Here is a 26,115-nt window from a genome sequence, read left to right on the forward strand (position 1 = left end):
CCGGAACCAACGGTTGTAACTTCCGATGAGATGGGTACAATGGCGCGGCTTGCCGAGAGGCAGCGTCGTTATGGTGACCCCATCGGTCCCCCCGCAACGATTACCCGTGAACCTGGTCAGAGCCGGAAGGCAGCAGCCACAGCGGGAACATTGTGTGCCGGGGTGTGGCTGGTGGGGTTGCCTCCATAACGCTCCCTTCTGCAGTCCCTTATCTATAAAACCTGAAAAAATGCATTAAAGTCGTCTGCCATAGGGCAGCCCATGGCTGCATACTCTAGTGCCCGGCATCTGGAGATTGCACACGTGGAAAGAGTGGACGACCTCACTCGCGAAAAATTGCGGGAGTGGCAGATACGGCGTTTAGAAATAAAGGATCGCATTCAGTCGCATCCCGAACAGACCCTGGAGCTGTCGAGGGTGCTTGACCTCATGGACGATGAGCACGCAGCGATTCTCAGCCAGTCTGAAATCAATCGGACCGCAGAAGCATTCCCTCACCTGGCAGTCACCGTTGAGGATGCACAGGCTCCTTTGGAAGCTGTCTATAAGTTGGAGTTGAATGTGTCCGCACATAACGCTGAGGATTTGCGCAAACTGCTCGATATTGCGGTTTACGAACTGCAGCAGCGGATTGATTCAAAGAAGATAATGGTAGCCAGCCATCAACGGCGATACCCGGGTGGCATGTCGGGTTCATTGGGTGACTATCACTTCGAGTTGAGCATCGAAGGAGAATAATTACGATGGCTGATTCGTCTGCTCCAAAAGTGCCTAATTGGATGGAGGCTAGGACCCTAGCGGAGTATCTGGTGCCTCTTCTTGAGCATTATGATGTGAAATGGCGCGGACACGGCTTTATTTATGTCAATCATGAAAATTACAACATCGTCACGGCTCATCAGATCCTTGCAGATCTGAGTACTGATCTAGGCGTATCAGTGCCTCAAGTGCGTTCAAGGTTGGTCGCGTTAGGGTGGCTTAACGATGTCCGCTATATCGTATTGAAATGAGCGGAATTGGTCTCGCGATATGTCTGCACCTGGCCGAGAGGACGTATGCAACCGGAACATTTTGATTTATCCAGCCCTGTTTTTTTGCCTGTTACGGACGAAGTCTGTACAGCCTTGCTCGGAGCTGAGGGCGCGAATGTCCTGACGAGTCTGACGGATCCAGAGCTGGCGGCAGTACTAGTCATCCAGAATTTGGCACAGGCTTCGGAAAAAGACCTCACCTGTTCTGGCGCCGAACGCATCCTGGCCAAATTGATCGGCTGGTCGGTGGACGTGTCTGCGTCCGGAGCGCCGACGTTATTATCCGAAGCCCAACGGTTATTTGATCCTCGTAAATTGTACTTTGGCCTTAATGTCATCAAGGACTTGAAGCTGCGCCTTCTCCTGCCTGAAGAGATTGCCGGACGTAATTATTTATTGCCAACTGGAAAATGGGATTTTGACTATAAGGTTCGGCATTTGCGCGCTAATGACCCGTTCAGCCAGCAGATGATTACACCTAAGCACCGTGAACACTGGTTCAGCCCGGCCCAAGACAAGTTGGTACGAACCTTCCGCGCAAATCTGAATGAAGACTTACATGTTCAGGGTTATGCAGGGATCGGTAAAAGCCACTTGCTTGGTGCATTGATGGAGTGCCTGCGTCCTGAAAAGACTTTGGTATTAGCGCGCACAGGAGCAAAACTGGCGACACTGCGCAAGCGCATGGGCTTGGCGTCTGATAGTAGGACCGGCTTAACATTTGCTGCTTTTGCCAATGCTTTGTTGCATGACACTCGGTCGTTTGAGACGAGCACGCGGATCAAGTTGCCCAGTAAGCAAGTCTTGGCGCAGAACTTGGACATCCACGGTTGGCGTAGTCACGATGGTCAGGCGACTCTCGATGTCTGTCTCAAGGTGCTTGAAAATTACTGCCAATCCAGCCATTACAGCCTTTCAGTCCGGCATTTACCACACTTAAAACAACCTTTATCTGGTGTGGATGCTCAAGTGTTATTGGAGTATTCAAGTCGTGTGTGGGCCTACCTTGAGCGCAATACTCAATGGGCCGCCCAGACCGATTTTCCCGCACTCTTGCTGATTAAGCGCGCCAGCCTCGCCGGCTGCGTGGTACCACCCCGGTATACCCATATACTGATTGATGAAAGCCAGGACATTCCCGCTTCTTTATTGCAGATCATCGAGCGCGGCCGTCAGGTTTTAATCACGTTGGGTGACGAATATCAATTGGCCAGGGGAGAGATGGTTAGAAGAAAACGTGAAGTTCGGCACAGCGATATCAGCTACTCCGTGCGCTCGGGTCGCAATGTGGAGCGCTTGGTTAATCCGTTGATCAGTGTGCACTCTGAGAAGAGCAAGACTCCTTTCGAGGGCGCGCGGGACGCCGACGTCGGCATCGAGCATTACCCGTTGGGTTTTGTGCCGCCGGAGGGTTGCGTGGTGTTGACAGCATCTCACTGGGACACAATGAAGTGGGCCATTCAATTGCATCGGGCTAATTGTCCTTTCGGACTCCCCGACAGCAGGACGCAGCAGGATCTTGCGAGCTTCATGATGAGCGTCATAGCGCTATTCAAACCTGACTTTTATAGCTCGGAGCATAATGCCAATGGTCCGCATGCTTATTTCAACGACATGGACAACTGGCATCAGGTACGTGATGCCAGCCAGTTCGATGAGTCATTCCTGTGGATTGAAAACGAGTTAGAAAAAGGTTTCAACGCTGCCGATATCACGCGCTTGAATCCCTTGAGCATCCGCTCCGGATTGCACTGTATGCTGATGCGGGCAGAAGACGCTGGTGGCATGGAGTTCGACCGGGTGTTGCTCACCCCCGAGCTGTTAACCAATGAGAAATTCAAGGACGCCTACGCGTTCGATCAACGACTCTGTGCTGTGTATATCGCGATCTCTCGGGCCAAGATGCAGCTGTATTTGCCATATGATGTCGTCGAGTGGATTGATTACCATAAATACCAGAAAACTCGTGAGTTGCACGGTTTTTGACCAGGTTGAGCTAATTCATATCAATGGGGTTCTGGTCCAGTACCTCTTGTGCGATCCTCCCGAAGAACTGACGTGTGAGGCTGAAAAAAGGGCTCAGCTCTTTGCCGCGAGGAATGAGGTCGATACCAGCGAGGCAATGAAGACTCATATCTTGGTCAATATGATCATCGAAAAGCGTCTGTAATTCATCCCACCACTGCTGACGCAGGTTTTGAAGGAAGGGGCTATTCAAATTGAGTAAATCAATACTGTACAAAGCTCGGTCTTCATCTTCTGCGGATAACTTATCTGCGGGCACCATGCGGCCATCCGATAGATAAGCGAAAAAACGACCGCAGTCGGGTTGATGGCAGGATACGAAGCGATTGATATCAACGGCATCTGATTTGCCGAGGGCGTGTCCACCGAACACCTCTGATACCCTTCCTCTGAATGCATGCAAATCGGTTTCGCTGTTTAGGGCGGAAGCGGCGAGGTTGTCGTAATCAAAAGTACGCCGAGGGTTCTGACTTTTATTTTCGACGTGCTCGATATGAAAGCCTAGTCCGATCTGATCTGGTCGGACCTCACTATAGCAACACAGGCCAAATTGCTCTTCCAGCAGGTAGGCGAGAACCTGCTGCTTATAGCCAAACCCTGACCACCGGCTATCTGCCGATTTGGCTGAGACGGGTGGGTTTGTATGTGAATTGTTCAATTGATAGGGGCCATGGCCACGTTTGCGAACAGCCCTCATCTTTTAAGCGCCCTCTGCCGTTTGATGCTGCGCTGTAGGCGTTGAAGTTGGGGATGCTGGTCACTCAATGCTTCTGTCAGCCGCTTCATCAATTCAATTGCAGGCTTTTCGTCATAGCGCCCTTTGTCCACCCATTCAGTGAGTTGTAACAACTCAGGTTTTTCAATGACAGGTGGCTGCGGATCTACCTGCATTACGCTATGCAGAACACTACTGCTCGGTTCACCATAGGTCATCGCCAATGGAGGCGAGGCTACTAGATTGCCTTGCGTATCCTTGCCAATTACTCGAATATTTTCGCGCCGAACTGTACTCAAGACTTGTGGGCTGTGGGTAGTGACAATGAATTGCATGGCCGGAAATGCCGCACGCAATGCCCCCAATATTGTTTGTTGCCAATGAGGATGGAGAAACATGTCCACCTCATCGATCAACGCAATGCCGTGCGTTTTCAACGGCGCCTCAGCGCCTAGATGTGGATTCAGCTTGCAAGCTCGAAAGGCGAGGTCTGCAACCATGGCGATGGCGTTACGCAAACCGTCGCTTAGCATTTCTACAGGTAATATGCCTTGTTCGGGATGATGCATGATCAGTTGCTGTTGATGACTCTCGCTGTACTCCAAGCTGTGCCAGCCAGTTGGTGCTTGAATCAAGCGATCAATTGCCTCTTTGATCGATTTGATAATTTGTCCGAAGCGGCTTCCAAGATCAGACAACTGGGTCTTACGTTCTAAAGCTACAACCTGTGCTTCTCGATAGCTTCGATAAATCCAGCTATACCAAGCGGTAAAGGTTTTGAAACTTGACGAATAGGAGAGGCAGTTTAGATAGCCAGATGTCCTGGAGTACTCGGTTTTGTCGAGAGTGGTTTGGGCTGCAGCCGATGTGAAGCGGCCCTCGAACCAGAGCCGAGAGGTTCCCAGGTAAGTGATCAGCGGTAATACAACCGACTCATCACTGCGCACTTTTTCCTGAAGGGATTTACTGTATCCCGTCAGCGCCTTGGAGCCAGTATCTCCAAGAGTATTGGTGGATTTTTTCACGCTCGTGCGTTGTTGTAGCCAATGTCTTTCAAGCTTTTCGTGGCCCCACGGGCCCAAAGCCTCAATAACGCTTGGAACTTGGGGCTCCATGTTGCCGTTGGAAAGGTGGGCAAGGCGAACGTCGTCGATTTGAATTGTCGCGGACTTTCCTGTCTGGCTACCCAGGTCAAAACCTTTTACAAAAGGCCATAGGGCCACCCGTGCAGCATCCAGGATGGTGGTTTTGCCACCGCCGTTGGAAGCAATCAGTACAGTCAGATGAGGGTCGAAGTCGATTTCGAACTCTTCAAAGCAGCGATAATTCTGCACGCGCAGTTTGTCGAGCCTCACAGTCGTTTCTCCGATTTTATTTTCTGACCAAGCATAGGCGTATTCCATTGCGTCGCGGGTGGTACAGCATACTAGAGGGAAATGACGAAAATGCTAAGTAAAGCGGAGTGGGGCGAATTCTTAGCTTAAATTTTTCTAAGGTAACCTCATCTGGCCGTCAGATGAAACGGTCGAGCCGCTAGCGGCTGCTTCGCATTCGATAGCTGTCTCACAACTTTCAAGCTCGCTACTGGACAATCCGCAGACCGCCTTGTTAGCTTGCGCCGGCCACTTGTTTCAGAATATGACAAGGGCGTGGATTTGATATTGAAGTGCTATCACTTCTTTCACTCACAAGGATGTCTGTCATGAAAAGCCTGCAAGGGTTGCCTCGTCTTATCAGCGCGTCGGTAGGGACGCCCGGCAAAGCCCGCAACTTGCCCGCCGATGTTCAGTGCATCCAGTATTTATTCAATTTGATCATTCCCAAGATGGGGTTTGCCTTGCTGGAAAACGGCAAGTGCGACGGCCAGTTGGTGCAATGCATCAGCCAGTATCAGTTTCGCCATCTCAAGTACGCTCATCCCGATGGCGTGATCGACCCCACCGGGCGGACGTTCAACAGTCTGATCGAAGAGGCGCTGAAGGTACCGGTGCGGGCTTTTCCCAATACGCGCATTCCGACGTTTCTCAACATTTTCGGCAATAACAACGTCGATGCGGTACAGGCCACGGTCAATGTGTACCTGGACCGCGTGCGTGCGGTGATCGAGGCCGAGCGGCGTAACCGGCAGTTGATGATGCAGTCCACCTGCGATGGCGGGACGACATTGAGCGACACGGATTTCCAGAACGCCGCCAAGCAATTGGGCAACGGCATTTCGGTGAATGTGGTCAAGGCGTTCGCCACGGTGGAGTCGGGCGGGAAGGTGGGGTTCGGGCCCGCCAAGTTGCCGATCATCGCTTTTGAAGGGCACCACTTTCGCAAGTACACCAAGCACATCTACGACCAGTCGCAGCCGTTGCTGTCGTATATCTACAAGAAAAAAGCCGGCCCGCAATGGCAGACGAACAATAAGGATCAGGTCAAGGCCTGGGAGACCATGGCCACTGCCTTTGCGCTGGACCAGGAAGCCGCCTTGATGTCGGCATCCTGGGGCATGTTTCAAATCATGGGGTTCAATTTTGCTGCGTGCGGATTCAAGACGGTGTTTGAGTTCGTGGCGTCATTAAAGATCAATGCCGGTAACCAACTCAAAGCCTATCTCAGCCTTTGCAGCCACAACTCGGCATTATTGAGTGCCATGAAAAACAAGGATTTTACCGCCATGGCCCGAAACTATAACGGCGATGATTACGGCAACTATGACGTCCTGATGAAACAAGCCTACGAAGCCTTTGAAGGGAAGAAATAAGATGATTCGTTATCTGGCGATGGGAGTGTTGTCGTGGTGCGCCGTGGCGCCTGCGTTGGCTGGCTCGGCGGCGTTGCATTCAGGCCAATTTGAAGGGCTGATGCTGGCGGTGACGCCGGGGCACCAGGTGGAGGGTTTCTACCAGGAATCGATGGGCGAGGGTGTGGCCCGTGGTTGCTCGTTCTACCTGCAAGGCAAACCCGAAGCGCTCACCACCTGGCTGGACGCTGCCTACCCAGGCAGTGTGGCAGCGGCGTCCGACGGGGTGACCCTGACCGTGGCGCAGGGCCGTCAACACCCCGGCTGCATCAATGTGCTGATGCCGGAAATCGCCACCGGCCTGGAGCTGAGCCAGACCGCCAGCAAACAATGGATAGGCTTGGTGACGGTGTCTGCCGACAAGGCTTACTTGCTGAAAACGCCGGGCGCCAAAGCGGCAAAGCGGCCCTACATCGTCAAGCATGATGTGGTGGGCGTACTGGCGTTCAAGGACGGTTGGGCGCAGGTGGAGTTCATCAACGCTGACGACCGTTCGTTCACGGGCTGGATCAGCCAGGGCCAGTACGCACGGTTGGCTGCGCCGAAGCCCTGAATTGTAGGAGCGAGCTTGCTCGCGAAAAACGTCAACGATAACGCGTGCCTCCTGAATAAACGCGGCGCTTGTGAGTTTTTCGCGAGCAAGCTCGCTCCTACTTGGTATCAGGGCGATTTTCGTCGCACATTTAGGACTGTGTCAGCCAAAGGTCTCGCGCAGTAGCCCGGCAAACGCATCTCGCGCCAGGTGCCGCTGGGTGTCCGTGTGCCAGAACAACAGGTTGTCCACGGGCGCCAGTGCTTCAAAGCGATACGATGCCAGCTGATTGGCCTGTTCATAGCGCGCCAGGATCCCCTCGGGTGCCAACGCCACGCCAATCCCCGCGCTCACGCATCCGATGATCGTGCCCCAACTGGCGTAGCTGGCGATTGCTGGCTTGATGTCATGGGGCTTGAGCCAGTTTTCCAGGGCGGCGCGATAAGGGCAGCCCGGCGGCCACACCAGCAGGGTTCGGCCGGCCAGGTCCTCGGCACTGTTGATAGGTGCGCTGCACGCGCTGGCGATCAGCACCAGGCGCTCGCTGTAGACCACGCTCTGTTCCAGCTTCGTGCGTTTGCCGCCGGCAGCCACCAGCGCCACATCCAGGCGGTGGTGCTGCAGGTCGTCCAGCAGTTGCGCCCAGGCACCGGTGACCAGTTCCAGGCTGACATCGGGATAACGCCGGTGGTATTCCGCCAGTAGCGGCGGCAAGCGCCCGCTGGCGCTGGATTCCACCGCACCGATGCGCAAGGTGCCACGGGGAATGGCGCTGGCATCCACGGCGCGTTTGGATTCATCCACCAAGGCCAGGATACGTTCGCAGTAATCCAGGAAGATCTCTCCCGCGGCGCTGATCGCCAGCCCTCGGCCAGCACGGATAAACAGCGGTGTGCCCAACTCGCTTTCCAGCTGCTTGATGCGCGTGGTGATATTGGACGGCACGCAGTGCAATTGCAGCGCAGCCTGGGCCACGCTGCCGGTTTGCGCCACGGCTCGCACCATTTTCAGTTGGGCCAGTTCCATTGCTCAGTTCCAATGATTTCAGAAGTCAGAAACGCTTAATTGTCCTATGCCTGGCCTGGGCCAAGACTGGCAGCATTCCTTTTGCGTGGATGCTGTCGATGAATACTCCGTCACCTCTGAAGCTTACGCTAGTCATTGCCAGCGTCATCCTCTGTTGGGCGTATTCCCCCATCGGCGTGCACATGGGGCTGCACAGTTACAGCCCCGGCCAATTGGCGCTGCTGCGGTTTTTGATCGCGTCGGTATTCATGGGCGGCGTGGCCTCGGTGATGGGGATTGGACGGCCACCATTGCGCGACCTGCCGTGGTTGTTGGTGCTGGGCTTTTTCGGGGTGTTCCTGCACCACACCAGTCTCAATTACGGGCAGCAATGGGTGACGGCGGCGGCGTCGAGTGTGTTGGCACAGTCGGCGCCGTTGTTCAGTGTGTTGATTGCGTTTTTGTGCTTGAAGGAGCAGGTCAGCGCCTGGCGCTGGGGCTGCGTGCTGTTGGGGTTGGCCGGCGTAGTGGTGGTGATCTGGGGCGACCGGGGCATAGGCGATATCAACCCACGGGGTTTGCTGATCTTGTTGGCGGCCTGCTCATGGAGTGTGTACTTCGCCATTCAGCGACATTACGCCCATCGCTACAGCCCGTTGACGATGGCGTGCTACATGGTGTGGTCCGGCACCCTGATGCTGTGCGTGAACCTGCCGGGCCTGCCCGTCGCCATCGTGCAGGCACCGATGGTGGAGAATCTTGCCGTGCTGGTGCTGGGCATTTTTCCCAGTGCCTTGGCCTATCTGGCCTGGGGTTACGTGTTGAAGCACGTCGAGGTCAGTCGTGCGTCGGTGGCGATGTACCTGATTCCACCGGTTGCCATGCTGATGGCCGCCACGCTGCTTGGCGAACACGTCACCCTGCAGGTGATGCTGGGCGCGGTGATCGTGCTGGCAAGTGTCGCCGCTATCAGTCTGGAAGGACATTGGCGCTCCAAGGTGCCAGCAAAACGCCCGCAGGTGCCCTCCGGGAGGCCAATCGAACAAGCTTCGTCAGATTAGACGAGCGTGCCGGATGCAATTTCCCCCTTGCTCCGCTAGCATTACCGGCTTCTGCTTCCCAGTTGCGACGGTTTTCGATGAGTTATCAGGTTCTTGCACGTAAATGGCGCCCGCGCTCGTTCCGCGAAATGGTCGGCCAGACCCATGTGCTCAAGGCTCTGATCAATGCCTTGGACAGCCAACGGCTGCACCATGCCTACCTGTTCACCGGTACGCGTGGGGTGGGCAAGACCACGATTGCGCGCATCATCGCCAAGTGCCTGAATTGTGAAACCGGTATTACCTCGACGCCTTGTGGCACCTGTTCGGTGTGCCGTGAGATCGACGAAGGGCGTTTCGTCGACCTGATCGAGATCGATGCCGCGAGCCGAACCAAGGTCGAAGACACCCGCGAGCTGCTGGACAACGTGCAGTACGCGCCGAGCCGTGGCCGCTTCAAGGTCTACCTGATCGACGAAGTACACATGCTGTCCAGCCACTCCTTCAACGCCTTGTTGAAAACCCTGGAAGAGCCGCCGCCCTACGTCAAGTTCATCCTGGCTACCACCGACCCGCAGAAACTTCCGGCAACGATTTTGTCGCGGTGCCTGCAGTTCTCCCTGAAAAACATGACCCCCGAGCGTGTGGTCGAGCATTTGACCCATGTGCTGGGCGTCGAGAACGTACCGTTCGAAGACGACGCGCTGTGGTTGCTGGGCCGCGCCGCCGACGGTTCGATGCGCGATGCCATGAGCCTCACCGACCAGGCCATCGCGTTTGGTGAAGGCAAGGTCATGGCCGCCGACGTGCGCGCCATGCTCGGTACCCTGGACCACGGCCAGGTGTTCGACGTGCTCCACGCGCTGATCGAAGGAGACGCCAAGGCGTTGCTCGAAGCGGTGCGCCACCTGTCGGAGCAAGGCCCGGACTGGAATGGCGTGCTTTCGGAAATCCTCAACGTATTGCATCGCGTCGCCATCGCCCAGGCCCTGCCGGAAGGCGTGGACAACGGCCATGGCGACCGAGATCGCGTATTGGCCCTGGCCCAGGCGTTGCCGGCCGAAGACGTACAGTTCTACTACCAGATGGGCCTCATCGGTCGCCGCGACCTGCCCCTGGCACCCGACCCTCGGGGTGGCTTTGAAATGGTGCTGCTGCGCATGCTGGCATTCCGGCCGGCAGATTCGGCAGACGCACCGAGACAGCCGCTAAAGCCAGTGGGGATCAGCCAGGCCACAGTTGATTCCGCCAAACCAGTGGCTGGCGCGGCCGTTGTCGCGCCAGTAGTTACTGCGCCTGCGGTTGCTGTGCCTGAGCCGGTTGCGCCGGCACCTGAGCCTGAACCTGCGCCGGTTGCCGTCGCACCGGTGGTCGAGCCCGAGCCGGTCATCGAGCCCGAGCCCGTGGTCGACTTGCCTTGGAATGACCCGGTCGAAGCGCAAGTAGAGCCCGAGCAACAGCCCGCCGTGGAGCCCGTGCTGGAAACCACCGGCGAGCAACCCGAGCTGACGCCGATGCCTGCGCCGACCCCGGACAGCGTGGTGCCGGATGCCCCTGAGTGGGTATCGGCCCCCGTTCCTGAACCGACGGTCGCCCAGGTCGACGCGGCCACTCCCGGCATTGACCTGGACGACGAACCGCCGCTGGACGAAGACTACATTGAGCCGGACATGGATTCGGCCTACAGCTACCTGGACGATTTGGCCAGTGAGCACACCGCGGAACCTGCGCCCGAGCCCGAGGCAGAACCTGCCGCGGCCCCGGCTACCGGCCTGGCCCTGCAATGGCTGGAATTGTTTCCGAAATTGCCGATCTCCGGCATGACCGGCAGTATCGCCGCCAACTGCACCCTGATCTCCATCGAAGGCGACCACTGGCTGCTGCACCTGGACCCGGCCCATAGCGCCTTGTTCAACGCCACCCAGCAGCGCCGGCTCAACGATGCGCTCAACCAGTACCATGGGCGCACGCTGACCATCGCCATCGAGCTGATCAAGCCCGAGCAGGAAACCCCGGCCCAGGCAGCGACCCGTCGGCGCCTTAACCGCCAGCGCGAGGCCGAGGACTCGATCCACGCAGATCCGCTTATCCAACAAATGATGCAACAGTTCGGTGCGGTCGTCCGCCACGATACTATTGAACCTGTCGAAGCCCCGGTGCCCCAAGCGTCATGACACCGGGCTACTCATTGATCCACGTACTTTTGAGGTGATTCCCATGATGAAAGGTGGCATGGCCGGCCTGATGAAGCAGGCGCAGCAGATGCAGGAAAAAATGGCCAAGATGCAGGAAGAGCTGGCCAACGCCGAAGTCACCGGTAAAGCCGGTGGCGATATGGTCAGCGTGGTGATGACCGGTCGTCACGACATCAAGCGTGTCAGCATCGACCCAAGCGTATTGCCGGGCGTGGGTGAAGATGACCTGGAAATGCTCGAAGCGCTGTTCGCCGCAGCCGTCAACGACGCTGTGCGCAAGATCGAAGCCAACAGCCAGGACAAAATGTCCGGCGTGACCGCTGGCATGCAACTGCCACCGGGCATGAAACTGCCGTTCTGATACACGCTTTAGCTAGACTCAAATGCCAGGCATCGCGCCTGGCATTTTTTTTGGCCGGTCGAAACATCGAACCCCAGGCCTTCACCGATGGTCTGCACCCTATACCGTTGAAACCACTCACCGATAAAGGAGCCCCGCTGATGCCTCAAGAAATGACGCTCAACCAACGCATCGTTCTGGTTTCACGCCCTCAAGGCGCACCCACGCCGGAAAACTTTCGCCTGGAACGTGTGAGCCTGTCGGACCTGGCAGACGGTCAGGTATTGCTCAAGACCCTGTACCTGTCCCTGGACCCTTACATGCGTGGACGCATGAGTGACGCGCCGTCCTACGCCGCGCCCGTGGAAATCGGCGAGGTGATGACCGGTGGGGCTGTCAGCCGTGTCGAGCAATCGCGCAACCCGAAATTCGAAGTGGGCGACCTGGTGGTCGGCGCCACCGGCTGGCAAAGCCACTGCATTTGCGAAGGCCATAACCTGATCCCGCTGCCCAAGGGCCTGCCGAGTCCGTCGATGGCCTTGGGCGTACTGGGTATGCCGGGCATGACGGCCTACATGGGCTTGATGGATATCGGCCAGCCCAAGGCCGGGGAAACCCTGGTGGTGGCGGCTGCGTCTGGCGCGGTGGGGTCGGTGGTGGGCCAAGTGGCCAAGCTCAAGGGCTTGCGCGTGGTGGGCATTGCCGGTGGCGCAGACAAGTGCCGCTACGTGGTGGATGAGTTGGGCTTTGACGCCTGTATCGACCACAAGAGCGAAGATTTCGCCCATGAGCTGGCCCTGGCCTGTTTCAAAGGCGTGGACATTTATTTCGAAAACGTCGGCGGTAAAGTCTTCGATGCCGTGCTGCCTTTGCTCAACCCCAAAGCGCGCGTGCCGCTGTGCGGGTTGATTGCCGGCTATAACGCCCATGAAGCGCCCAGCGGCCCTGACCGTTTGCCGGCCCTGCAACGCACCTTGCTGACCAAGCGAGTGCGCATCCAGGGCTTTATCGTGTTCGATGACTACGGCGACCGCCAGCCGGAGTTCCTCAGTGCCATGGCGCCTTGGGTGCGCGAGGGCAAGATCAAGTTCCGCGAGGACGTGGTCGACGGCCTGGAGCAGGCGCCCGAAGCCTTTATCGGCCTGCTCGAAGGGCGCAACTTCGGCAAGTTGGTGGTGCGCGTCGCGCAGGATTGAGTATTTGACGCTAATCCGGGGCGCGGGTATAAACCGCGTCTCGTTGTTTTGTCGGACCCTTCGCCCATGAGCTTCAGCCCCCTGATTCGCCAACTGATCGACGCCTTGCGCACCTTGCCCGGCGTTGGCCAGAAAACTGCCCAGCGCATGGCGCTGCAACTGCTGGAGCGTGACCGCAGCGGCGGCACCCGCCTGGCCCAGGCCCTGAGCCAGGCCATGGAGGGCGTGGGCCACTGCCGCCAGTGCCGCACCCTCACCGAAGAAGAACTCTGCCCGCAATGCGCCGACCCGCGTCGCGACGACACGTTGCTGTGCGTGGTGGAAGGGCCGATGGATGTGTACGCCGTGGAGCAAACCGGTTACCGCGGGCGTTACTTTGTGCTCAAGGGCCACCTGTCGCCGCTCGACGGTTTGGGGCCGGAAGCCATCGGTATTCCACAACTGGTGGCGCGAATCGAAGAGCAGGGCACCTTTACCGAAGTGATCCTGGCAACCAACCCGACGGTGGAAGGTGAAGCCACCGCGCACTACATCGCCCAGTTGCTGACCAATAAAGGTTTGATTACTTCACGGATCGCCCATGGCGTACCGTTGGGGGGCGAGCTGGAATTGGTGGACGGCGGCACCCTGGCGCACTCGTTCGCAGGCCGCAAACCCATCGCGCTCTAAAGCCCATTGCAATCTGGGACTTCCTAACCCTGTAGGAGCGAGCTTGCTCGCGAAAAACTAATAGGCGCCGCGTTCACTCAGGAAGCACGCGTTATCGTTGACGTTTTTCGCGAGCAAGCTCGCTCCTACAGGGTTAGCGCAGACACATGACTTGATAACCAAGCAAGCGCTTGGTAAGTTCGCTCCATCTCGCCATGGAGCTTGCCGATGTCTGCCTATCAGGAATACTTCGACCCCAGCCACCAATTGGTCCGCGACAGCGTGCGCCGGTTTGTCGAGCGCGAGATGCTGCCGGGCATCGAGCACTGGGAGGAAGCTGAGAGCTTTCCCCGTGAGCTTTACCTCAAGGCCGGTGCGGCGGGCATTCTGGGCATCGGCTACCCCGAAACGCTGGGTGGCAGCCACGAAGGCGATCTGTTCGCCAAGGTCGCCGCCAGCGAAGAGCTGATGCGCTGCGGCTCCGGCGGCGTGGTGGCAGGGCTCGGCTCCCTGGATATCGGCCTGCCGCCCATCGTCAAATGGGCCCGGCCCGACGTGCGTGAGCGCATAGCGCCTCTGGTGCTCGCCGGCGAGAAGATCATCGCCCTGGCGGTCACCGAGCCCAGCGGCGGCTCAGATGTAGCCAACCTGCAAACCCGCGCCGTACGTGAAGGCGAGCATTACCGCGTGAGCGGTGCCAAGACCTTTATCACCAGCGGCATTCGCGCTGATTTCTACACCGTGGCCGTGCGCACGGGCGGGCCGGGCTTTGGTGGCATCAGCCTGCTGCTGATTGAAAAAGACACGCCCGGTTTTACCGTCGGCCAGCCACTGAAGAAGATGGGCTGGTGGGCGTCGGACACCGCCGAGTTATTCTTCGATGACTGCCGCGTGCCTGTGGGCAATCTCGTCGGTGTCGAGAACATGGGCTTTGCCTGCATCATGGGCAACTTCCAGAGCGAGCGCCTGGCCTTGGCCCTCATGGCCAACATGACCGCGCAACTGGCCTTGGAGGAAAGCCTCCAGTGGGCCGCCCAGCGCGAAGCATTCGGCAAACCCATCGGCAAATTCCAGGTACTCAAGCATCGCCTGGCGGAAATGGCTACCGCCGTGGAGGTTTCCCGCGAGTTCACCTATCGCCAGGCCGCGAAGATGGCCGCCGGCAAGAGCGTGATCAAAGAGATTTCCATGGCCAAGAATCTGGCTACCGATACCGCTGATCGGGTGACGTATGACGCGGTGCAGATATTGGGCGGGCAGGGATATATGCGTGGCAGTCTGGTGGAGCGGCTGTATCGCGATAACCGGATTTTGTCGATTGGTGGCGGGACGCGTGAAGTGATGAATGAAATCATCAGTAAGCAGATGGGGTTGTAAACCGGGGTGTTCTTTCGGGCCTCATCGCGGGCAAGCCCGGCTCCCACAGGAGAATGCATTCCAAGGTGGGAGCCGGGCTTGCCCGCGATGGCGTCAGTACTGACGACGCTTATTTCTCGGTCAGCCCGAACTGCGTCAGGCAAAACGTCGGAATCCCCATATCGGCCAACCGCTGCGAGCCACCCAGCTCTGGCAAATCAATAATCGCCGCCGCCTCAAAAATCTTTGCCCCCATGCGCCGCACCAGGTTCGCCGCCGCAATCAGGGTGCCGCCGGTGGCGATCAGGTCATCGAACATCAGCACGGAATCGCCTTCGCACAGGCTGTCGGCGTGCACTTCCAGGAAGGCTTCGCCGTACTCGGTCTGGTAACCCTCGGCCAGCACGTCCGCCGGCAGCTTGCCTTGCTTGCGGAACAGGATGAGCGGCTTGTTGAGTTGGTAGGCGATGATCGAGCCGATCAGGAAGCCACGGGCATCCATTGCACCGATATGGGTGAAATCGGCTTCGACATAGCGTTGGGCAAAGCTGTCTGCCACCAGGCGCAGGGCGCGGGGCGATTGGAACAGCGGCGTGATGTCACGAAAGATCACACCCGGCTTGGGGAAGTCGATAACGGGGCGAATCAGGGATTTGATGTCGAACGAATCAAAAGTCATCGTCGAGGAGTCCAGAGCGGAAAACGGACTCGAAGTATACCTGCGGCCTCGCCGATTGGCGCGGCCGCAGCCTGGATCAGACCTCCAGCGAACCGCCAGCCAATGCACACAGCTGGATCGGGTCGAGGATATGCACTTCTTTACCCTCGGCGGCAATCAACTGGTTCTGCTGGAAACGGGTAAACACGCGGGACACAGTCTCCACTGCCAGGCCCAGGTAATTACCGATCTCATTGCGCGACATGCTCAGGCGGAACTGGTTGGCCGAGAACCCACGGGCGCGAAAGCGCGCCGACAGGTTGACCAGGAACGTGGCGATACGCTCGTCGGCGGTTTTCTTCGACAGCAGCAGCATCATTTGCTGGTCGTCACGAATCTCGCGGCTCATCACGCGCATCAACTGGCGGCGCAATTGCGGCAGTTGCAGGGCCAGTTCATCCAGGCGCTCGAAAGGAATTTCGCACACTGACGTGGTTTCCAGGGCCTGGGCCGACACCGGATGAATCTCGGTGTCCATCCCCGACAGCCCGACCAACTCACTGGGCAGGTGGAAACCGGTGATTTGCTCTTCGCCGCCGTCGCTGAGGCTGAAGGTCTTCAACGCGCCCGAGCGTACTGCATAGACGGAATCAAACTTGTCGCCCTGGCGAAACAGAAACTCGCCTTTTTTCAGTGGGCGGCCGCGTTTGACGATGTCGTCCAGCGCATCCATGTCTTCCAGATTCAACGAAAGTGGCAGGCAGAGGGGGGCCAGGCTGCAATCCTTGCAATGGGCCTGGCTGTGAGCGCGCAGTTTGACTGGCTCGGACATTTCTTAAATCCTTGTGGGAAAACACACATAAGACGTAAGGGTAACGCACTGGGGGGCAGCGAGGCCAGCGTGTACAGAAAACCTGCACAGGTATAAAGATTTGTTGCTTGAGGTCGATACAAAGAGCACATCTCTTAGACGGAGCTCGGATCATGTCTGTTATAGCGGCCTACAACCCGGCTATTCGCATCCCTGTTGTGCCTGACGCGAAGCCGGTTACTGCGCTCAAGGACGAAGGTCCCACCCTTGAAAAATCTTCTGAAACCAAGGTCGTGGAAGGTGTGACAGTGACTATTTCCGCTGCGGCATTCAAAGCTGCAGGCGTGGAGCAGCGCAGCAATGCGGACATCGATGACAGTGGCCTGGAAGACAACGTCAAACAGGTATTGAAAATGATCCGCCAACTGAAGCAACAGATCGCCGAAAAACAGGCCGAACTGGCGGCGGTGGCCGCGGACAGTAATCTTTCCCCTGAAGAGGCGCGTGCCAAGGCCAGCGCGCTGCAGACCGAGATCGGTTCGCTGCAGGCTGGCCTGATGTCGGCTCAGACGTCGCTGGCCAAGGCGATGAAAGGCATGAGTGCCGAGGATTCGATGAAAGCTGCCTCCCTGGCGATGTAATCAAATCACCCGCGAAAACCGTTGCCTGTTCTGGTGCTCCAGGTAGGCATCGAACACCATGCACACCGAGCGCACCAACAAGCGCCCGGCTGGCAGCACGCGAATGCCCTGGGCGTCCAGTTCGATCAAGCCATCATCAGCCATTGTCTGCAATTGCGGCCATAACTCGGCAAAATAGCCGCGAAAATCGATGTTGTACGCCTGTTCGACCCCCTCGAATACCAGGCTGAAATTGCAGATCAACTGCTGGATCACGTCCCGTCGCAACCGGTCGTCCGTAGTGCAGACCAGGCCGCGGCTGGTCGCCAGTTGCGCGCCCGCCAAGGCATTCTGGTACTGGTTCAGGTCACTGCTGTTCTGGCAATACAGGTCGCCGATCTGGCTGATCGCCGACACCCCCAGCCCAATCAGGTCGCAGTGCCCGTGGGTGGTGTAACCCTGGAAGTTGCGCTGCAGCTTGCCTTCTTCCTGGGCCACCGCCAGTTCGTCGTCCGGCAGCGCAAAGTGGTCCATGCCGATGTAGCGGTAACCGGCCTGGGTCAGCTGTTCGATGGTGGTTTGCAGCATCAGCAGTTTTTCTGCCGGCGAGGGCAGGTCGTCTGTGTTGATCCGACGCTGGGGCATGAAGCGTTCCGGCAGGTGCGCGTAGTTGAACACCGACAGGCGGTCAGGCTGCAAGCGGATAACTTCCTCCACGGTGCGCGCAAAGTTCAACGGCGACTGCTTGGGAAGGCCGTAGATCAGGTCGATATTGATCGAGCGAAATTGCAAGGTGCGCGCTGCATCGATCACGGCGCGGGTTTCCTCCAGGCTTTGCAGGCGGTTGACCGCCCGTTGCACCTCGGGGTCGAGGTCTTGCAGGCCGATGCTCACGCGGTTGAAGCCCAGTTCGCGTAGCAGGCCCATGGTGGCCCAGTCGGCTTCGCGCGGGTCGATTTCGATGCCGTAGTCGCCCGAGTCATCATCCAGCAAATTGAAATGCTGGCGCAGGCGTGTCATCACCTGGCGCAGTTCATCGTGGCTGAGAAACGTTGGCGTACCGCCGCCGAAATGCAGTTGCTCAACGGGTTGCTGCGGGTCGAGGTGGCAGGCCACCAATTGGATCTCCTGCTCCAGGCGCTGCAGGTAGGCCTGGGCGCGCCCCCGGTCCTTGGTGATCACCTTGTTGCAGGCGCAGTAGTAGCAAATGTTGGCGCAGAAGGGTACATGCACGTACAGCGACAGTGGCCGCACTGCCTTGCGGCTGTCACGCAGGGCGTGGAGCAGGTCGAAGGTGCCGACCTGGCTGTCAAATTGTACGGCGGTGGGGTAGGACGTGTAGCGCGGCCCCGCCAAGTCGTAGCGGTGAATCAGATCTGTGTCCCAACGAATGGCGTCGAGCATGCGGGCGGTCCCCCGGATTGGCTAGTGGGCCGAGTCTAGGGGCAGGGCAGGCAAGGCATGTTGATTTGCATCAACGGGGAGCGGCGCTATGCCACAGGGCCTGTTAATGCCCCATTAGCCAGTGCTGATGGGGGCCGGGCAAGGTCCAGAGGCCGAAGATCATCACCAGCACCCCGCCGGCCACCCGCACGCTGCGCTTGCGCAACAACGCCGTCACCCGTTCGGCGGCCAGCCCGGTGGCCAGCAGCACCGGCCAGGTGCCCAGCCCGAACGCCAGCATCAGCAAGGCGCTGTCCAGTGCATTGCCCTGGCTCGCCGCCCATAGCAGGGTGCTGTAGACGAGCCCGCACGGCAACCAGCCCCACAGCGCACCCAGCAACAAGGCGCGGGGCAGGCTGGACACGGGCAGCAACCGGTTGGCCACCGGCTGTAGATGCCGCCACAGGCCGCGCCCCAGGCTTTCGATACGGGTGAGGCCGCTCCACCAGCCGGCCAGGTACAGGCCCATGCACACCAACAGCAGGCCGGCGAGCACACGCATGAACATCGCTGCCGGGCTGTTGGCCACCGCCCAGCCGGCCAGGCCGATCAATAAACCGGCGGTGGCATAGCTGAGGATGCGCCCCAGGTTGTACGCCAGCAGCAGGCGAAAACGGCGGCTGCGTTGTTCCTTGGGAATGGCCAGGGTCAGCGCGCCCATCAACCCACCGCACATGCCCAGGCAGTGGCCACCACCGAGCAGGCCGAGGATCAGCGCCGAGACCAGCAAGGGCATCAGCTCAAGCATGAGGGGGCTCTTTGGGCGGTTGCTCGGGGTTGTTGGCTTCATCGATGGCGGCCAGGTGGTTCGGGTCCTGGTCATCGAACAGCACGCTATGGGCCGGGCCATCGAGGTCTTCGTACTGGCCGCTGTCCACGGCCCAGAAGAAGATGTAGATGGCCACGCCCACTAACAGCAGTGCTGCCGGAATCATCACATAGAGAGCTGGCATCTGTACTCCATGCCCACGCGGCTCAGGCCGGCAGCGGGCGGGTTGCTGGGGCGGTACCCGGGGCTTGCGCGCTCGGCAGGCGAGTCAGGCGCAACGCGTTGAGTACCACGGTCAACGAACTGAGGGACATGCCGATGGCCGCCCAGATCGGAGTGATCCAACCCAGGGCGGCGAACGGCAGCATAAGGCCATTGTACAACCCGGCCCACAACAGGTTCTCGATGATCACTCGGCGGGTGCGCCGCGCGAGGCTGAAGGCCTGCACCAGCGCATCCAGGCGGTTGGACAACAGCACCGCATCGGCGCTGGTTTTCGCCAGGTCGGTGGCCGAGCCCATCGCCACACTGATATCGGCAGCAGCCAACACCGGCACATCATTGACCCCATCGCCCAGCATCAGCACTTTGCGACCTTCCTTGTGCAGGTTTTGCAGTACCTGCAGCTTGTCGTCAGGGCGCAGGCTGCCGTGGGCCTCGTCGATACCCAGCTCAGAGGCGACACTGGCTACCATCGGCGAACTGTCGCCGGAGAGCAACAGCGTGCGCCAGCCCCGCGCCTTGCATGCGGCCAGCAAGGCGGGGGCGTCGCTGCGCAGACGGTCGTCGAGTACGAACCAGGCCAGCGCCCCGCTGCGGTCGCCCAGCAGCAGCCATTGCCCGGCTTCGTCCGGCGAGGCGGGAATCGCGCAGCCACTGAGTTCACAGACAAAACCCGGCTGGCCGATGCGCAACAGACATTCTCCCACACGACCCTCCAGGCCCAGCCCTTGCGTGCTCAGCACTTCATCGGCGGCCAGCGGCGCACGGCCGAAGGCACGGGCAATCGGGTGTTCGGAGCGGTTCTCCAGGGCGGCGGCAAGGCCCAGGCATTGGTCGCTGTCCAGCGCGCCGAGGGGCCGGATGGCGCGCAACGCCAGGCGCCCTTCGGTGAGGGTGCCGGTCTTGTCGAAAATCACCGTGTCGATCTGGTTCAGGCCCTCCAGCACATGGCCGCGGGTCAGCAGTAACCCGAGACTGTGCAAGGTACCGGTGGCTGCGGTAAGGGCGGTGGGCGTGGCCAGCGACAGGGCGCACGGACAGGTCGCCACCAGCATCGCCAGCACAATCCAGAACGCCCGGGTGGGGTCCAGCTCCCACCACAGCAGGCCGATCAGTGCGGCGGCGATCAGCGAGCACAACAAGAACCACTGTGCAGCGCGGTCGGCGATCTGCGCCAGGCGCGGCTTCTCGGCCTGGGCGCGCTCCAGCAGGCGCACGATGGCGGACAGGCGCGTGTCATGCCCCAGGGCGCGTACTTGGACGGTCAGCGCGCCTTCGACATTCAGCGTGCCGGCCGTGACGCTCTCACCCGTGCGCCGAGGTTGCGGCAGGTACTCGCCGGTCAGCAGGGATTCATCAATGCTGGATTGGCCGTCGAGAATCACCCCATCCGCCGGCAGCACCGCACCGGGATGCACCAGCACACGATCACCCAGTGCCAACTCGCTGAGCAGGATGCGTTCGCTCTGGCCATTGTCCTTGAGGCGCAGGCAGGAGGCGGGCAACAGGTTGACCAGTTGGGCGGTGGCTGCGGCAGTACGCTCCCGGGCGCGGCGCTCAAGGTAGCGTCCGGCCAGCAGGAACAGGGCAAACATGCCCACGGCATCGAAATACAACTCGCCTACGCCAGTGATCGCCGTCCAGATGCCGGCCAGGTACGCGCCGCCAATCGCCAGGGACACCGACACGTCCATGGTCAGGTGGCGCGTGCGCAGGTCACGCAGGGCGCCTTTGAAGAAGGGCGCGCAGCTGTAGAACACGATGGGCGTGGTCAGAAACATCGCGACCCAGCGCAGGATGACGTGCAGTTCCGGGCTCAGGTCGATATTGAATTCCGGCCAAGTGGCCATGGTTGCCATCATGGCCTGGAACCACAGCAAGCCGGCGACTCCCAGTTGTCGCAGGGCCAGGCGATTCTCGCTGGCCAATTGTTCGGCGGCGCGGTCGGCCTGGTAAGGGTGGGCGGCGTAACCGATATGGCGCAGCTCGCTGAGCAGTTGGCTCAACGGCAATTGCCCATCGGCCCAGCGCACGTGCAGGCGGTGGTTGGACAGGTTCAATCGCGCTTCGGCCACCGCAGGCAGGCTGCGCAGGTGTTTCTCGATCAACCAGCCGCAGGCGGCGCAACTGATGCCTTCCATCAGCAAGGTGGTTTCGGCCAGGTCGCCTTGATGGCGGACAAAGGGTTTTTGCACATCGGCGCGATCGTACAGCGCCAGCTCGTCCACCAATTGCACGGGCAGCGCCTCGGGGTTGGCCGAGGCTTCGCTGCGGTGTTGGTAATAGCTTTCCAGCCCGCCGTCCACTATCGCCTCGGCCACGGCCTGGCAGCCCGGGCAGCAGAGTTCACGGCGTTCGCCGAGGATCTGGGCGGTGAACCGGCTTCCGGAGGGGACGGGTAGGGCGCAGTGGTAGCAGGGGGTGGGTTGGGTCATTACTCGGTTCCGCAGATCGTTCCCACGCTTTGCGTGGGAATGTTGCCCGTGACGCTCTGCGTCACAAAGCGGACGCAGAGCGTCCAGCAAGGCGTTACCACGCAGAGCGTGGGAACGATCATCGTCTACTTCTTCAAGTCTTCAGCGCCCTGCAACGGTTCGTCACCCAGCAACAAATCCTTGTCATGGCTGACCTCTTCCTCTTCGAACAGGCGCCAGGTGTTGCCGCCTTCCACGCCAAGCAGTTCCACGAAACGGCGACCTTCGACCTTGTCGGTGACCTGGCCAATGTAGCGGCCGGGCTCGCTGTCGCTGCGGGTGAGGTTGATCTTGCGATCCTTCTCTGGCTGGGTCGGGGAGATCAGGTTCAGCTCCAGGGTATTTGGATTGCTGTAGCCAGTCAGTTGCAGCTCGACCTCGCCGGTCAGTTCGTCCAGGTGCAGCTTGCCGCGCAGTTGCAGGGTCTGGGCCAGGCGTTCGCGGTCCAGGGAACGGTTGATGCCTTTGCCGGCCTCGTAGTAGTTGTCGTTGACCAGATTGTCCGGGTTGTTCACTGCGATGGTCACCATGGACAAGGTCAGGGTCACCGAGCAGGCCAGAATCGCGATGATGATCCAGGGCCAGAGGTGCTTGTACCAAGGGCTGGCGGCAGTAGTTGCGGGCATGCGTATGTTCCCTGTTAACGGACTTGTGGGCCGATGAATCGGCTCTTGGCTTCAATATGGACGCTGGTGTCATCGGCGTCTTCGAGGATGAAGGTCACCTCGTTGGTGCTCGACGGCAACTGCTCGGGCGCACTCGACAACTCCACCGGCATGCTGACGATATCGCCGGCGGCCACTTTGATTTCGCGCCGGCCTTGCAGCTTGAGGTCTGGCAGGCCAGCGGCGTCGAGCACGTAGGTGTGGTCGCGCTGGTCTTTGTTCATGATCTTCAGGCTGTAGACGTTTTCGATGCGCCCTTCGGCGTTCTCGCGATACAGCACGCGGTCTTTGCTGACGTCGAAACCTACCAGCGAGCGCATGAAGAAGGCCGACACCAACAGGCTGATCATCGCCAGCAACACCAGGGCGTAACCGATCAGGCGCGGGCGCAGCTTATGGGTTTTCTGCCCCGAAAGGTTGTGTTCGGTGGTGTAGCTGATCAGGCCGCGTGGGTACTCCATCTTGTCCATGATGTTGTCGCAGGCATCGATACAGGCGGCGCAACCGATGCACTCGATTTGCAGCCCGTCGCGGATATCGATACCGGTAGGGCACACCTGCACGCACATCGTGCAGTCGATGCAGTCGCCCAGGCCCTGGGCCTTGTAGTCGGTACCCTTTTTACGTGGGCCACGCACTTCGCCACGGCGCGGGTCATAGGACACGATCAAGGTGTCCTTGTCGAACATCACGCTCTGGAAGCGCGCATAGGGGCACATGTAGATGCACACCTGCTCACGCAGCCAGCCGGCGTTGCCGTAGGTGGCGAGGGTGAAGAAACCCACCCAGAAATACGACCAGCCATCGGCCTGGCCAGTGAAAAAGTCGAACACCAGTTCGCGAATCGGCGAGAAGTAGCCGACGAAGGTGATGCCGGTGGCAAAGCCGATCAGCAGCCACAGGCTGTGCTTGCTGAACTTGCGCAGGAATTTGTTGGCGCTCATGGGCGCTTTGTCGAGCTTGATGCGCTGGTTGCGGTCGCCTTCGGTGACCTTTTCGCACCACATGAAGATCCATGTCCACACGCTCTGTGGGCAGGTATAGCCGCACCACACACGCCCGGCGTATACGGTGATAAAGAACAGGCCAAATGCCGCGACAATGAGAATGCCCGACAGCAGGATGAAATCCTGAGGCCAGAACGTTGCGCCGAAAATAAAGAATTTACGCTCCGGCAGGTTCCACCACACCGCCTGGTGACCGCCCCAATTCAGCCACACCGTGCCGAAGTACAACAGGAACAGAGCGGCACCGCCGACCATGCGCAAGTTGCGGAACAAGCCAGTGAAGGCGCGGGTGTAGATCTTCTCTCTCGAAGCGTAAAGGTCGACGGTCTTGGCAGGCGGGGTAACGTCATGTACCGGTATCTGGTCGCTCATCATTGCATCCCACGGCGGTGGAGATTTGCCTCGGCCAGTACGTGCCAGCCGGGGTCAAATTAAGGGTGTTGCAGTGGCCTAATGATACGCCCCCGATGGTGCGCAAAGGGTGCGACCTTTGGTCGCGTTGGGGGAAATCAATTGATGGTGTACGTGACCTGGATCAATTGACTTGGCAAGTATGGACGGTTTTTGTCGGTAAGCTGGTCATTCGTCCCATGGATTGATCAGTGCAACGCCGCTCGATTGGAAGTCGCTGATGTTGCGCGTGACGACGGTGAGCCCATGAACCAGCGCAGTTGCGGCAATCAATGAATCACTTTCGTTGGCTCGGTCGGGTACATGCAAGTGTGCGCAACGCAACGCGACTGCTGCATCGACGGGCAGGATTCTGGCATCAAAGGCGGGCATCACATGACGCTTGAGCCAGGCTCTCAACACCTTCCCCTGCGCCGGGTCTCGCCGCTCAATTCGCAGGACTCCGGTTTCCAATTCCTTCAGCGTGATCGCCGAAATAAACATACGTGGCGCCACCACACTTTTTGCCCACGCCACGACATTTGCATCAGCCTGAGGTTTACGCAGTTCAGAGATCACATTCGTGTCGAGTAAATACATCAAGAAAAGTCCACGGGGCGATGAATGATCACGGCACGTTCGGTTTCGAAGTCGATATCGGCGGCTTCCGGCATCACCAAAAGATCAACGATGTCGGCGTTCAGACCTGTCAGCTTCTGGTAGTCCTCAATGCTTAGCAGTACATGGGCAGGCTTGCCGCGATCAGTGATAAAAACCGGCCCTTTGCGGGCGGCTTTTTTGGCACCACTTGTGTCTTGGTTGAATTCGCGGCTGGAAATGGTCGTGATGGTCATGGGGTAGGTCCCCCTTCGCTGGACTGAATGTAGTTACGTTACTACCTGGCGAATGCGCGCGGCAAGGTTGAGGCTACGAACGGTAGATTTGGCTTTGAAAGGTTCGCAGCTAAAACAAAAAAGCCCCGCCAGCATTCGCTGTGCGGGGCTCGATTATTGTTTCAGAGGTCTTACTGCTCCTCAGCCTTCTTATCCCCATGCGACAAGCTATACACATACGCCGCAAGCAAGTGCACCTTGTCATTGCCCTGCAACTGCTCCTGCGCGGGCATCTGGCCCTGGCGGCCATAACGGATGGTCTGCTGCAGTTGCGCAAAGCTTGAACCGTAGATGAACGCCCCCGGATGCGTCAGGTCCGGCGCGCCCATGGCGGGGGTGCCTTTACCGGCCGGGCCGTGGCAGGCCACGCAGTTGGCGGCGAAGAGTTTCTCACCGTTGGCCACATCGGCCTTGGCACCTTCCGGCAGTTTGCGACCATCGAGTTGGGTCACCACAAAGCCTGCTACGTCAGCCACGCCTTGCTCGCCGATGACTTCGGCCCAGCCTGGCATCACCGCGTGGCGGCCCTTCATGATGGTTTCCTTGATGGTGTTGGGTTCGCCACCCCAGCGCCAGTCGGCGTCGGTCAGGTTGGGGAAACCGTATGCGCCCTTGGCGTCGGAGCCGTGGCACACCGAGCAGTTGGAGGCGAACAGGCGGCCGCCCATCTTCAAGGCTTGCGGGTCCTTGGCGACTTCTTCAATCGGCATCGACGCGAATTTGGCGAAGATCGGCCCGAACTTGGCCTCCGACCTGGCCATTTCCTTTTCCCACTCGTGCACGCCGGTCCAGCCGGTCTGGCCGTTGGCGAACGGGGTTTGCTTGTCGTTGTCGAGGTAGTTGTAGCCTGGCAGCAGGCCCTTCCAGTTGCCGAGGCCAGGGTAGAGCACCAGGTAACCAAGGGCGAAGACGATGGTGCCGACAAACAGCATGAACCACCACTTGGGCAGCGGGTTGTCGTACTCCTCGATGCCGTCGAACGAGTGGCCGACGGTCTCGTCCGTCTGCTCGGTGCGCTGGCCCTTGCGGGTCGACAGCAGCAGCCAGGTCAGGGCGAAGATGGTACCCAGACTGAGGACTGTGACGTACAGACTCCAGAACGTAGTCATTCTTTGTTACTCCTAGAAGCTTGCTCGACGTGCTTGATGGCTTCGGGATCATCTGCAAAGGGCAGCATGGTCGCGTCGTCAAACTCCGACTTGCGCCGTGGGCTGAACACCCACAACGCCAGGCCGATAAAGGCCACCATCACCACAACGGTGCCCAGGCCACGAATCATCCCGATATCCATG

27 protein-coding genes and 1 other RNA gene are annotated in these 26,115 nt (G+C 59.1%); 13 read left to right on the forward strand and 15 right to left on the reverse strand.

Annotated features, from left to right (window positions below; all coding sequences use genetic code 11):
* The first annotated feature begins 80 nt into the window (after positions 1–80).
* The 4 genes from ffs (at position 81) to GIV26_RS20115 (ending at position 3,017) form a co-directional block, all read left to right on the forward strand.
* Positions 81–177, forward strand: an RNA gene (gene ffs, locus GIV26_RS20100) — signal recognition particle sRNA small type.
* Between the two features lie 126 nt (positions 178–303).
* Positions 304–738 (forward strand): hypothetical protein, encoded by a 435-nt coding sequence (locus GIV26_RS20105; protein ID WP_236281959.1) that lies wholly within the window; start codon positions 304–306, stop codon positions 736–738.
* A gap of 5 nt (positions 739–743) precedes the next feature.
* The gene (locus tag GIV26_RS20110) at positions 744–1,010 is read left to right on the forward strand and encodes a hypothetical protein (RefSeq protein ID WP_236281961.1); all 267 of its coding nucleotides are present in this window, start codon (positions 744–746) and stop codon (positions 1,008–1,010) included.
* A gap of 45 nt (positions 1,011–1,055) precedes the next feature.
* Positions 1,056–3,017, forward strand: coding sequence for a hypothetical protein (locus GIV26_RS20115; RefSeq protein ID WP_236281962.1), 1,962 nt, complete (start codon positions 1,056–1,058; stop codon positions 3,015–3,017).
* A gap of 10 nt (positions 3,018–3,027) precedes the next feature.
* Here the strand turns inward: GIV26_RS20115 and GIV26_RS20120 are convergent, their stop codons facing one another.
* Both GIV26_RS20120 and GIV26_RS20125 read right to left on the reverse strand, forming a co-directional pair.
* Positions 3,028–3,753, reverse strand: coding sequence for a retron system putative HNH endonuclease (locus tag GIV26_RS20120; RefSeq protein WP_236281964.1), 726 nt, complete (start codon positions 3,751–3,753; stop codon positions 3,028–3,030).
* Positions 3,750–5,174, reverse strand: coding sequence for an AAA family ATPase (locus GIV26_RS20125; RefSeq protein WP_268943232.1), 1,425 nt, complete (start codon positions 5,172–5,174; stop codon positions 3,750–3,752). The genes GIV26_RS20120 and GIV26_RS20125 overlap by 4 nt, the downstream gene beginning before the upstream one ends.
* Before the next feature lie 299 nt (positions 5,175–5,473).
* Between GIV26_RS20125 and GIV26_RS20130 the strand changes: the two genes are divergently transcribed.
* Entirely contained in the window at positions 5,474–6,520 is a 1,047-nt protein-coding gene (locus tag GIV26_RS20130; protein ID WP_034128386.1) for an N-acetylmuramidase family protein, read from the forward strand.
* Position 6,521: 1 nt separating this feature from the next.
* Positions 6,522–7,112, forward strand: a complete 591-nt coding sequence (locus GIV26_RS20135) for a hypothetical protein (RefSeq protein WP_236281966.1) — start codon at positions 6,522–6,524, stop codon at positions 7,110–7,112.
* 141 nt (positions 7,113–7,253) lie between these two features.
* Here GIV26_RS20135 and GIV26_RS20140 read toward each other — a convergent pair whose 3' ends face one another.
* Positions 7,254–8,117 (reverse strand): LysR family transcriptional regulator, encoded by an 864-nt coding sequence (locus GIV26_RS20140; RefSeq protein ID WP_060772981.1) that lies wholly within the window; start codon positions 8,115–8,117, stop codon positions 7,254–7,256.
* 98 nt (positions 8,118–8,215) lie between these two features.
* Between GIV26_RS20140 and GIV26_RS20145 the strand changes: the two genes are divergently transcribed.
* The 6 genes from GIV26_RS20145 to GIV26_RS20170 all read left to right on the forward strand — a co-directional run bounded on the left by GIV26_RS20145 (position 8,216) and on the right by GIV26_RS20170 (position 14,892).
* Complete coding sequence (locus GIV26_RS20145) at positions 8,216–9,157, forward strand: DMT family transporter (RefSeq protein ID WP_236281967.1); 942 nt, start codon at positions 8,216–8,218, stop codon at positions 9,155–9,157.
* Positions 9,158–9,234: 77 nt separating this feature from the next.
* Positions 9,235–11,310, forward strand: a complete 2,076-nt coding sequence (gene dnaX / locus GIV26_RS20150) for a DNA polymerase III subunit gamma/tau (RefSeq protein WP_054898606.1) — start codon at positions 9,235–9,237, stop codon at positions 11,308–11,310.
* A gap of 43 nt (positions 11,311–11,353) precedes the next feature.
* On the forward strand, positions 11,354–11,692 hold the full coding sequence (locus tag GIV26_RS20155) for a YbaB/EbfC family nucleoid-associated protein (RefSeq protein ID WP_003193199.1): 339 nt from the start codon (positions 11,354–11,356) through the stop codon (positions 11,690–11,692).
* Positions 11,693–11,832: 140 nt separating this feature from the next.
* Complete coding sequence (locus GIV26_RS20160) at positions 11,833–12,867, forward strand: NADP-dependent oxidoreductase (RefSeq protein ID WP_236281969.1); 1,035 nt, start codon at positions 11,833–11,835, stop codon at positions 12,865–12,867.
* Positions 12,868–12,933: 66 nt separating this feature from the next.
* On the forward strand, positions 12,934–13,536 hold the full coding sequence (gene recR, locus GIV26_RS20165) for a recombination mediator RecR (protein WP_014719453.1): 603 nt from the start codon (positions 12,934–12,936) through the stop codon (positions 13,534–13,536).
* A gap of 207 nt (positions 13,537–13,743) precedes the next feature.
* The gene (locus tag GIV26_RS20170; RefSeq protein WP_060764193.1) at positions 13,744–14,892 is read left to right on the forward strand and encodes an acyl-CoA dehydrogenase family protein; all 1,149 of its coding nucleotides are present in this window, start codon (positions 13,744–13,746) and stop codon (positions 14,890–14,892) included.
* 109 nt (positions 14,893–15,001) lie between these two features.
* Here GIV26_RS20170 and GIV26_RS20175 read toward each other — a convergent pair whose 3' ends face one another.
* Positions 15,002–15,550 (reverse strand): adenine phosphoribosyltransferase, encoded by a 549-nt coding sequence (locus GIV26_RS20175; protein WP_223023648.1) that lies wholly within the window; start codon positions 15,548–15,550, stop codon positions 15,002–15,004.
* 76 nt (positions 15,551–15,626) lie between these two features.
* Entirely contained in the window at positions 15,627–16,361 is a 735-nt protein-coding gene (gene fnr / locus GIV26_RS20180; RefSeq protein ID WP_005790290.1) for a fumarate/nitrate reduction transcriptional regulator Fnr, read from the reverse strand.
* Between the two features lie 152 nt (positions 16,362–16,513).
* Here fnr and GIV26_RS20185 point away from each other — a divergent pair, with 152 nt between their 5' ends.
* The gene (locus tag GIV26_RS20185; RefSeq protein ID WP_080757733.1) at positions 16,514–16,981 is read left to right on the forward strand and encodes a FlxA-like family protein; all 468 of its coding nucleotides are present in this window, start codon (positions 16,514–16,516) and stop codon (positions 16,979–16,981) included.
* On the opposite strand, the gene hemN is transcribed toward GIV26_RS20185, so the two are convergent.
* The 10 genes from hemN to GIV26_RS20235 all read right to left on the reverse strand — a co-directional run bounded on the left by hemN (position 16,982) and on the right by GIV26_RS20235 (position 26,114).
* Complete coding sequence (gene hemN / locus GIV26_RS20190) at positions 16,982–18,364, reverse strand: oxygen-independent coproporphyrinogen III oxidase (RefSeq protein WP_236281971.1); 1,383 nt, start codon at positions 18,362–18,364, stop codon at positions 16,982–16,984.
* A gap of 103 nt (positions 18,365–18,467) precedes the next feature.
* Positions 18,468–19,151, reverse strand: coding sequence for a sulfite exporter TauE/SafE family protein (locus GIV26_RS20195; protein ID WP_034128395.1), 684 nt, complete (start codon positions 19,149–19,151; stop codon positions 18,468–18,470).
* Positions 19,144–19,356 (reverse strand): cbb3-type cytochrome oxidase assembly protein CcoS, encoded by a 213-nt coding sequence (gene ccoS, locus GIV26_RS20200; protein WP_054898601.1) that lies wholly within the window; start codon positions 19,354–19,356, stop codon positions 19,144–19,146. Before ccoS ends, GIV26_RS20195 begins: the two co-directional genes overlap by 8 nt.
* Positions 19,357–19,378: 22 nt before the next feature.
* On the reverse strand, positions 19,379–21,829 hold the full coding sequence (locus GIV26_RS20205) for a heavy metal translocating P-type ATPase (protein WP_236281973.1): 2,451 nt from the start codon (positions 21,827–21,829) through the stop codon (positions 19,379–19,381).
* Between the two features lie 125 nt (positions 21,830–21,954).
* A complete protein-coding gene (locus tag GIV26_RS20210; protein WP_014719446.1) occupies positions 21,955–22,494 on the reverse strand; it encodes a FixH family protein in 540 nt (179 codons plus the stop codon).
* A 14-nt stretch (positions 22,495–22,508) separates the two neighbouring features.
* Positions 22,509–23,912 carry a cytochrome c oxidase accessory protein CcoG gene (ccoG, locus tag GIV26_RS20215; RefSeq protein ID WP_057976226.1) on the reverse strand — a complete coding sequence of 468 codons (1,404 nt, stop codon included), beginning with the start codon at positions 23,910–23,912 and terminating at the stop codon, positions 22,509–22,511.
* 207 nt (positions 23,913–24,119) lie between these two features.
* The gene (locus GIV26_RS20220; protein WP_034128399.1) at positions 24,120–24,530 is read right to left on the reverse strand and encodes a type II toxin-antitoxin system VapC family toxin; all 411 of its coding nucleotides are present in this window, start codon (positions 24,528–24,530) and stop codon (positions 24,120–24,122) included.
* Positions 24,530–24,784 (reverse strand): type II toxin-antitoxin system Phd/YefM family antitoxin, encoded by a 255-nt coding sequence (locus GIV26_RS20225; protein WP_034128400.1) that lies wholly within the window; start codon positions 24,782–24,784, stop codon positions 24,530–24,532. Before GIV26_RS20225 ends, GIV26_RS20220 begins: the two co-directional genes overlap by 1 nt.
* Before the next feature lie 170 nt (positions 24,785–24,954).
* A complete protein-coding gene (ccoP, locus tag GIV26_RS20230) occupies positions 24,955–25,932 on the reverse strand; it encodes a cytochrome-c oxidase, cbb3-type subunit III (RefSeq protein ID WP_014719444.1) in 978 nt (325 codons plus the stop codon).
* On the reverse strand, positions 25,929–26,114 hold the full coding sequence (locus GIV26_RS20235) for a CcoQ/FixQ family Cbb3-type cytochrome c oxidase assembly chaperone (RefSeq protein WP_003193169.1): 186 nt from the start codon (positions 26,112–26,114) through the stop codon (positions 25,929–25,931). The genes ccoP and GIV26_RS20235 overlap by 4 nt, the downstream gene beginning before the upstream one ends.
* Position 26,115: the final 1 nt, after the last annotated feature.

It is taken from the genome of Pseudomonas sp. PA-1-3F, assembly GCF_021609665.1.
In the GTDB taxonomy this organism is placed as follows: domain Bacteria; phylum Pseudomonadota; class Gammaproteobacteria; order Pseudomonadales; family Pseudomonadaceae; genus Aquipseudomonas; species Aquipseudomonas paracarnis.

Coding starts and splice junctions, on each gene's coding strand:
- GIV26_RS20110 (WP_236281961.1), top strand. CDS start 744: ATGGCTGATTCGTCTGCTCCAAAAGTGCCTAATTGGATGGAGGCTAGG.
- GIV26_RS20115 (WP_236281962.1), top strand. CDS start 1,056: ATGCAACCGGAACATTTTGATTTATCCAGCCCTGTTTTTTTGCCTGTT.
- GIV26_RS20120 (WP_236281964.1), bottom strand. CDS start 3,753: ATGAGGGCTGTTCGCAAACGTGGCCATGGCCCCTATCAATTGAACAAT.
- GIV26_RS20125 (WP_268943232.1), bottom strand. CDS start 5,174: ATGGAATACGCCTATGCTTGGTCAGAAAATAAAATCGGAGAAACGACT.
- GIV26_RS20130 (WP_034128386.1), top strand. CDS start 5,474: ATGAAAAGCCTGCAAGGGTTGCCTCGTCTTATCAGCGCGTCGGTAGGG.
- GIV26_RS20135 (WP_236281966.1), top strand. CDS start 6,522: ATGATTCGTTATCTGGCGATGGGAGTGTTGTCGTGGTGCGCCGTGGCG.
- GIV26_RS20140 (WP_060772981.1), bottom strand. CDS start 8,117: ATGGAACTGGCCCAACTGAAAATGGTGCGAGCCGTGGCGCAAACCGGC.
- GIV26_RS20145 (WP_236281967.1), top strand. CDS start 8,216: ATGAATACTCCGTCACCTCTGAAGCTTACGCTAGTCATTGCCAGCGTC.
- dnaX (WP_054898606.1), top strand. CDS start 9,235: ATGAGTTATCAGGTTCTTGCACGTAAATGGCGCCCGCGCTCGTTCCGC.
- GIV26_RS20155 (WP_003193199.1), top strand. CDS start 11,354: ATGATGAAAGGTGGCATGGCCGGCCTGATGAAGCAGGCGCAGCAGATG.
- GIV26_RS20160 (WP_236281969.1), top strand. CDS start 11,833: ATGCCTCAAGAAATGACGCTCAACCAACGCATCGTTCTGGTTTCACGC.
- recR (WP_014719453.1), top strand. CDS start 12,934: ATGAGCTTCAGCCCCCTGATTCGCCAACTGATCGACGCCTTGCGCACC.
- GIV26_RS20170 (WP_060764193.1), top strand. CDS start 13,744: ATGTCTGCCTATCAGGAATACTTCGACCCCAGCCACCAATTGGTCCGC.
- GIV26_RS20175 (WP_223023648.1), bottom strand. CDS start 15,550: ATGACTTTTGATTCGTTCGACATCAAATCCCTGATTCGCCCCGTTATC.
- fnr (WP_005790290.1), bottom strand. CDS start 16,361: ATGTCCGAGCCAGTCAAACTGCGCGCTCACAGCCAGGCCCATTGCAAG.
- GIV26_RS20185 (WP_080757733.1), top strand. CDS start 16,514: ATGTCTGTTATAGCGGCCTACAACCCGGCTATTCGCATCCCTGTTGTG.
- hemN (WP_236281971.1), bottom strand. CDS start 18,364: ATGCTCGACGCCATTCGTTGGGACACAGATCTGATTCACCGCTACGAC.
- GIV26_RS20195 (WP_034128395.1), bottom strand. CDS start 19,151: ATGCTTGAGCTGATGCCCTTGCTGGTCTCGGCGCTGATCCTCGGCCTG.
- ccoS (WP_054898601.1), bottom strand. CDS start 19,356: ATGCCAGCTCTCTATGTGATGATTCCGGCAGCACTGCTGTTAGTGGGC.
- GIV26_RS20205 (WP_236281973.1), bottom strand. CDS start 21,829: ATGACCCAACCCACCCCCTGCTACCACTGCGCCCTACCCGTCCCCTCC.
- GIV26_RS20210 (WP_014719446.1), bottom strand. CDS start 22,494: ATGCCCGCAACTACTGCCGCCAGCCCTTGGTACAAGCACCTCTGGCCC.
- ccoG (WP_057976226.1), bottom strand. CDS start 23,912: ATGAGCGACCAGATACCGGTACATGACGTTACCCCGCCTGCCAAGACC.
- GIV26_RS20220 (WP_034128399.1), bottom strand. CDS start 24,530: ATGTATTTACTCGACACGAATGTGATCTCTGAACTGCGTAAACCTCAG.
- GIV26_RS20225 (WP_034128400.1), bottom strand. CDS start 24,784: ATGACCATCACGACCATTTCCAGCCGCGAATTCAACCAAGACACAAGT.
- ccoP (WP_014719444.1), bottom strand. CDS start 25,932: ATGACTACGTTCTGGAGTCTGTACGTCACAGTCCTCAGTCTGGGTACC.
- GIV26_RS20235 (WP_003193169.1), bottom strand. CDS start 26,114: ATGGATATCGGGATGATTCGTGGCCTGGGCACCGTTGTGGTGATGGTG.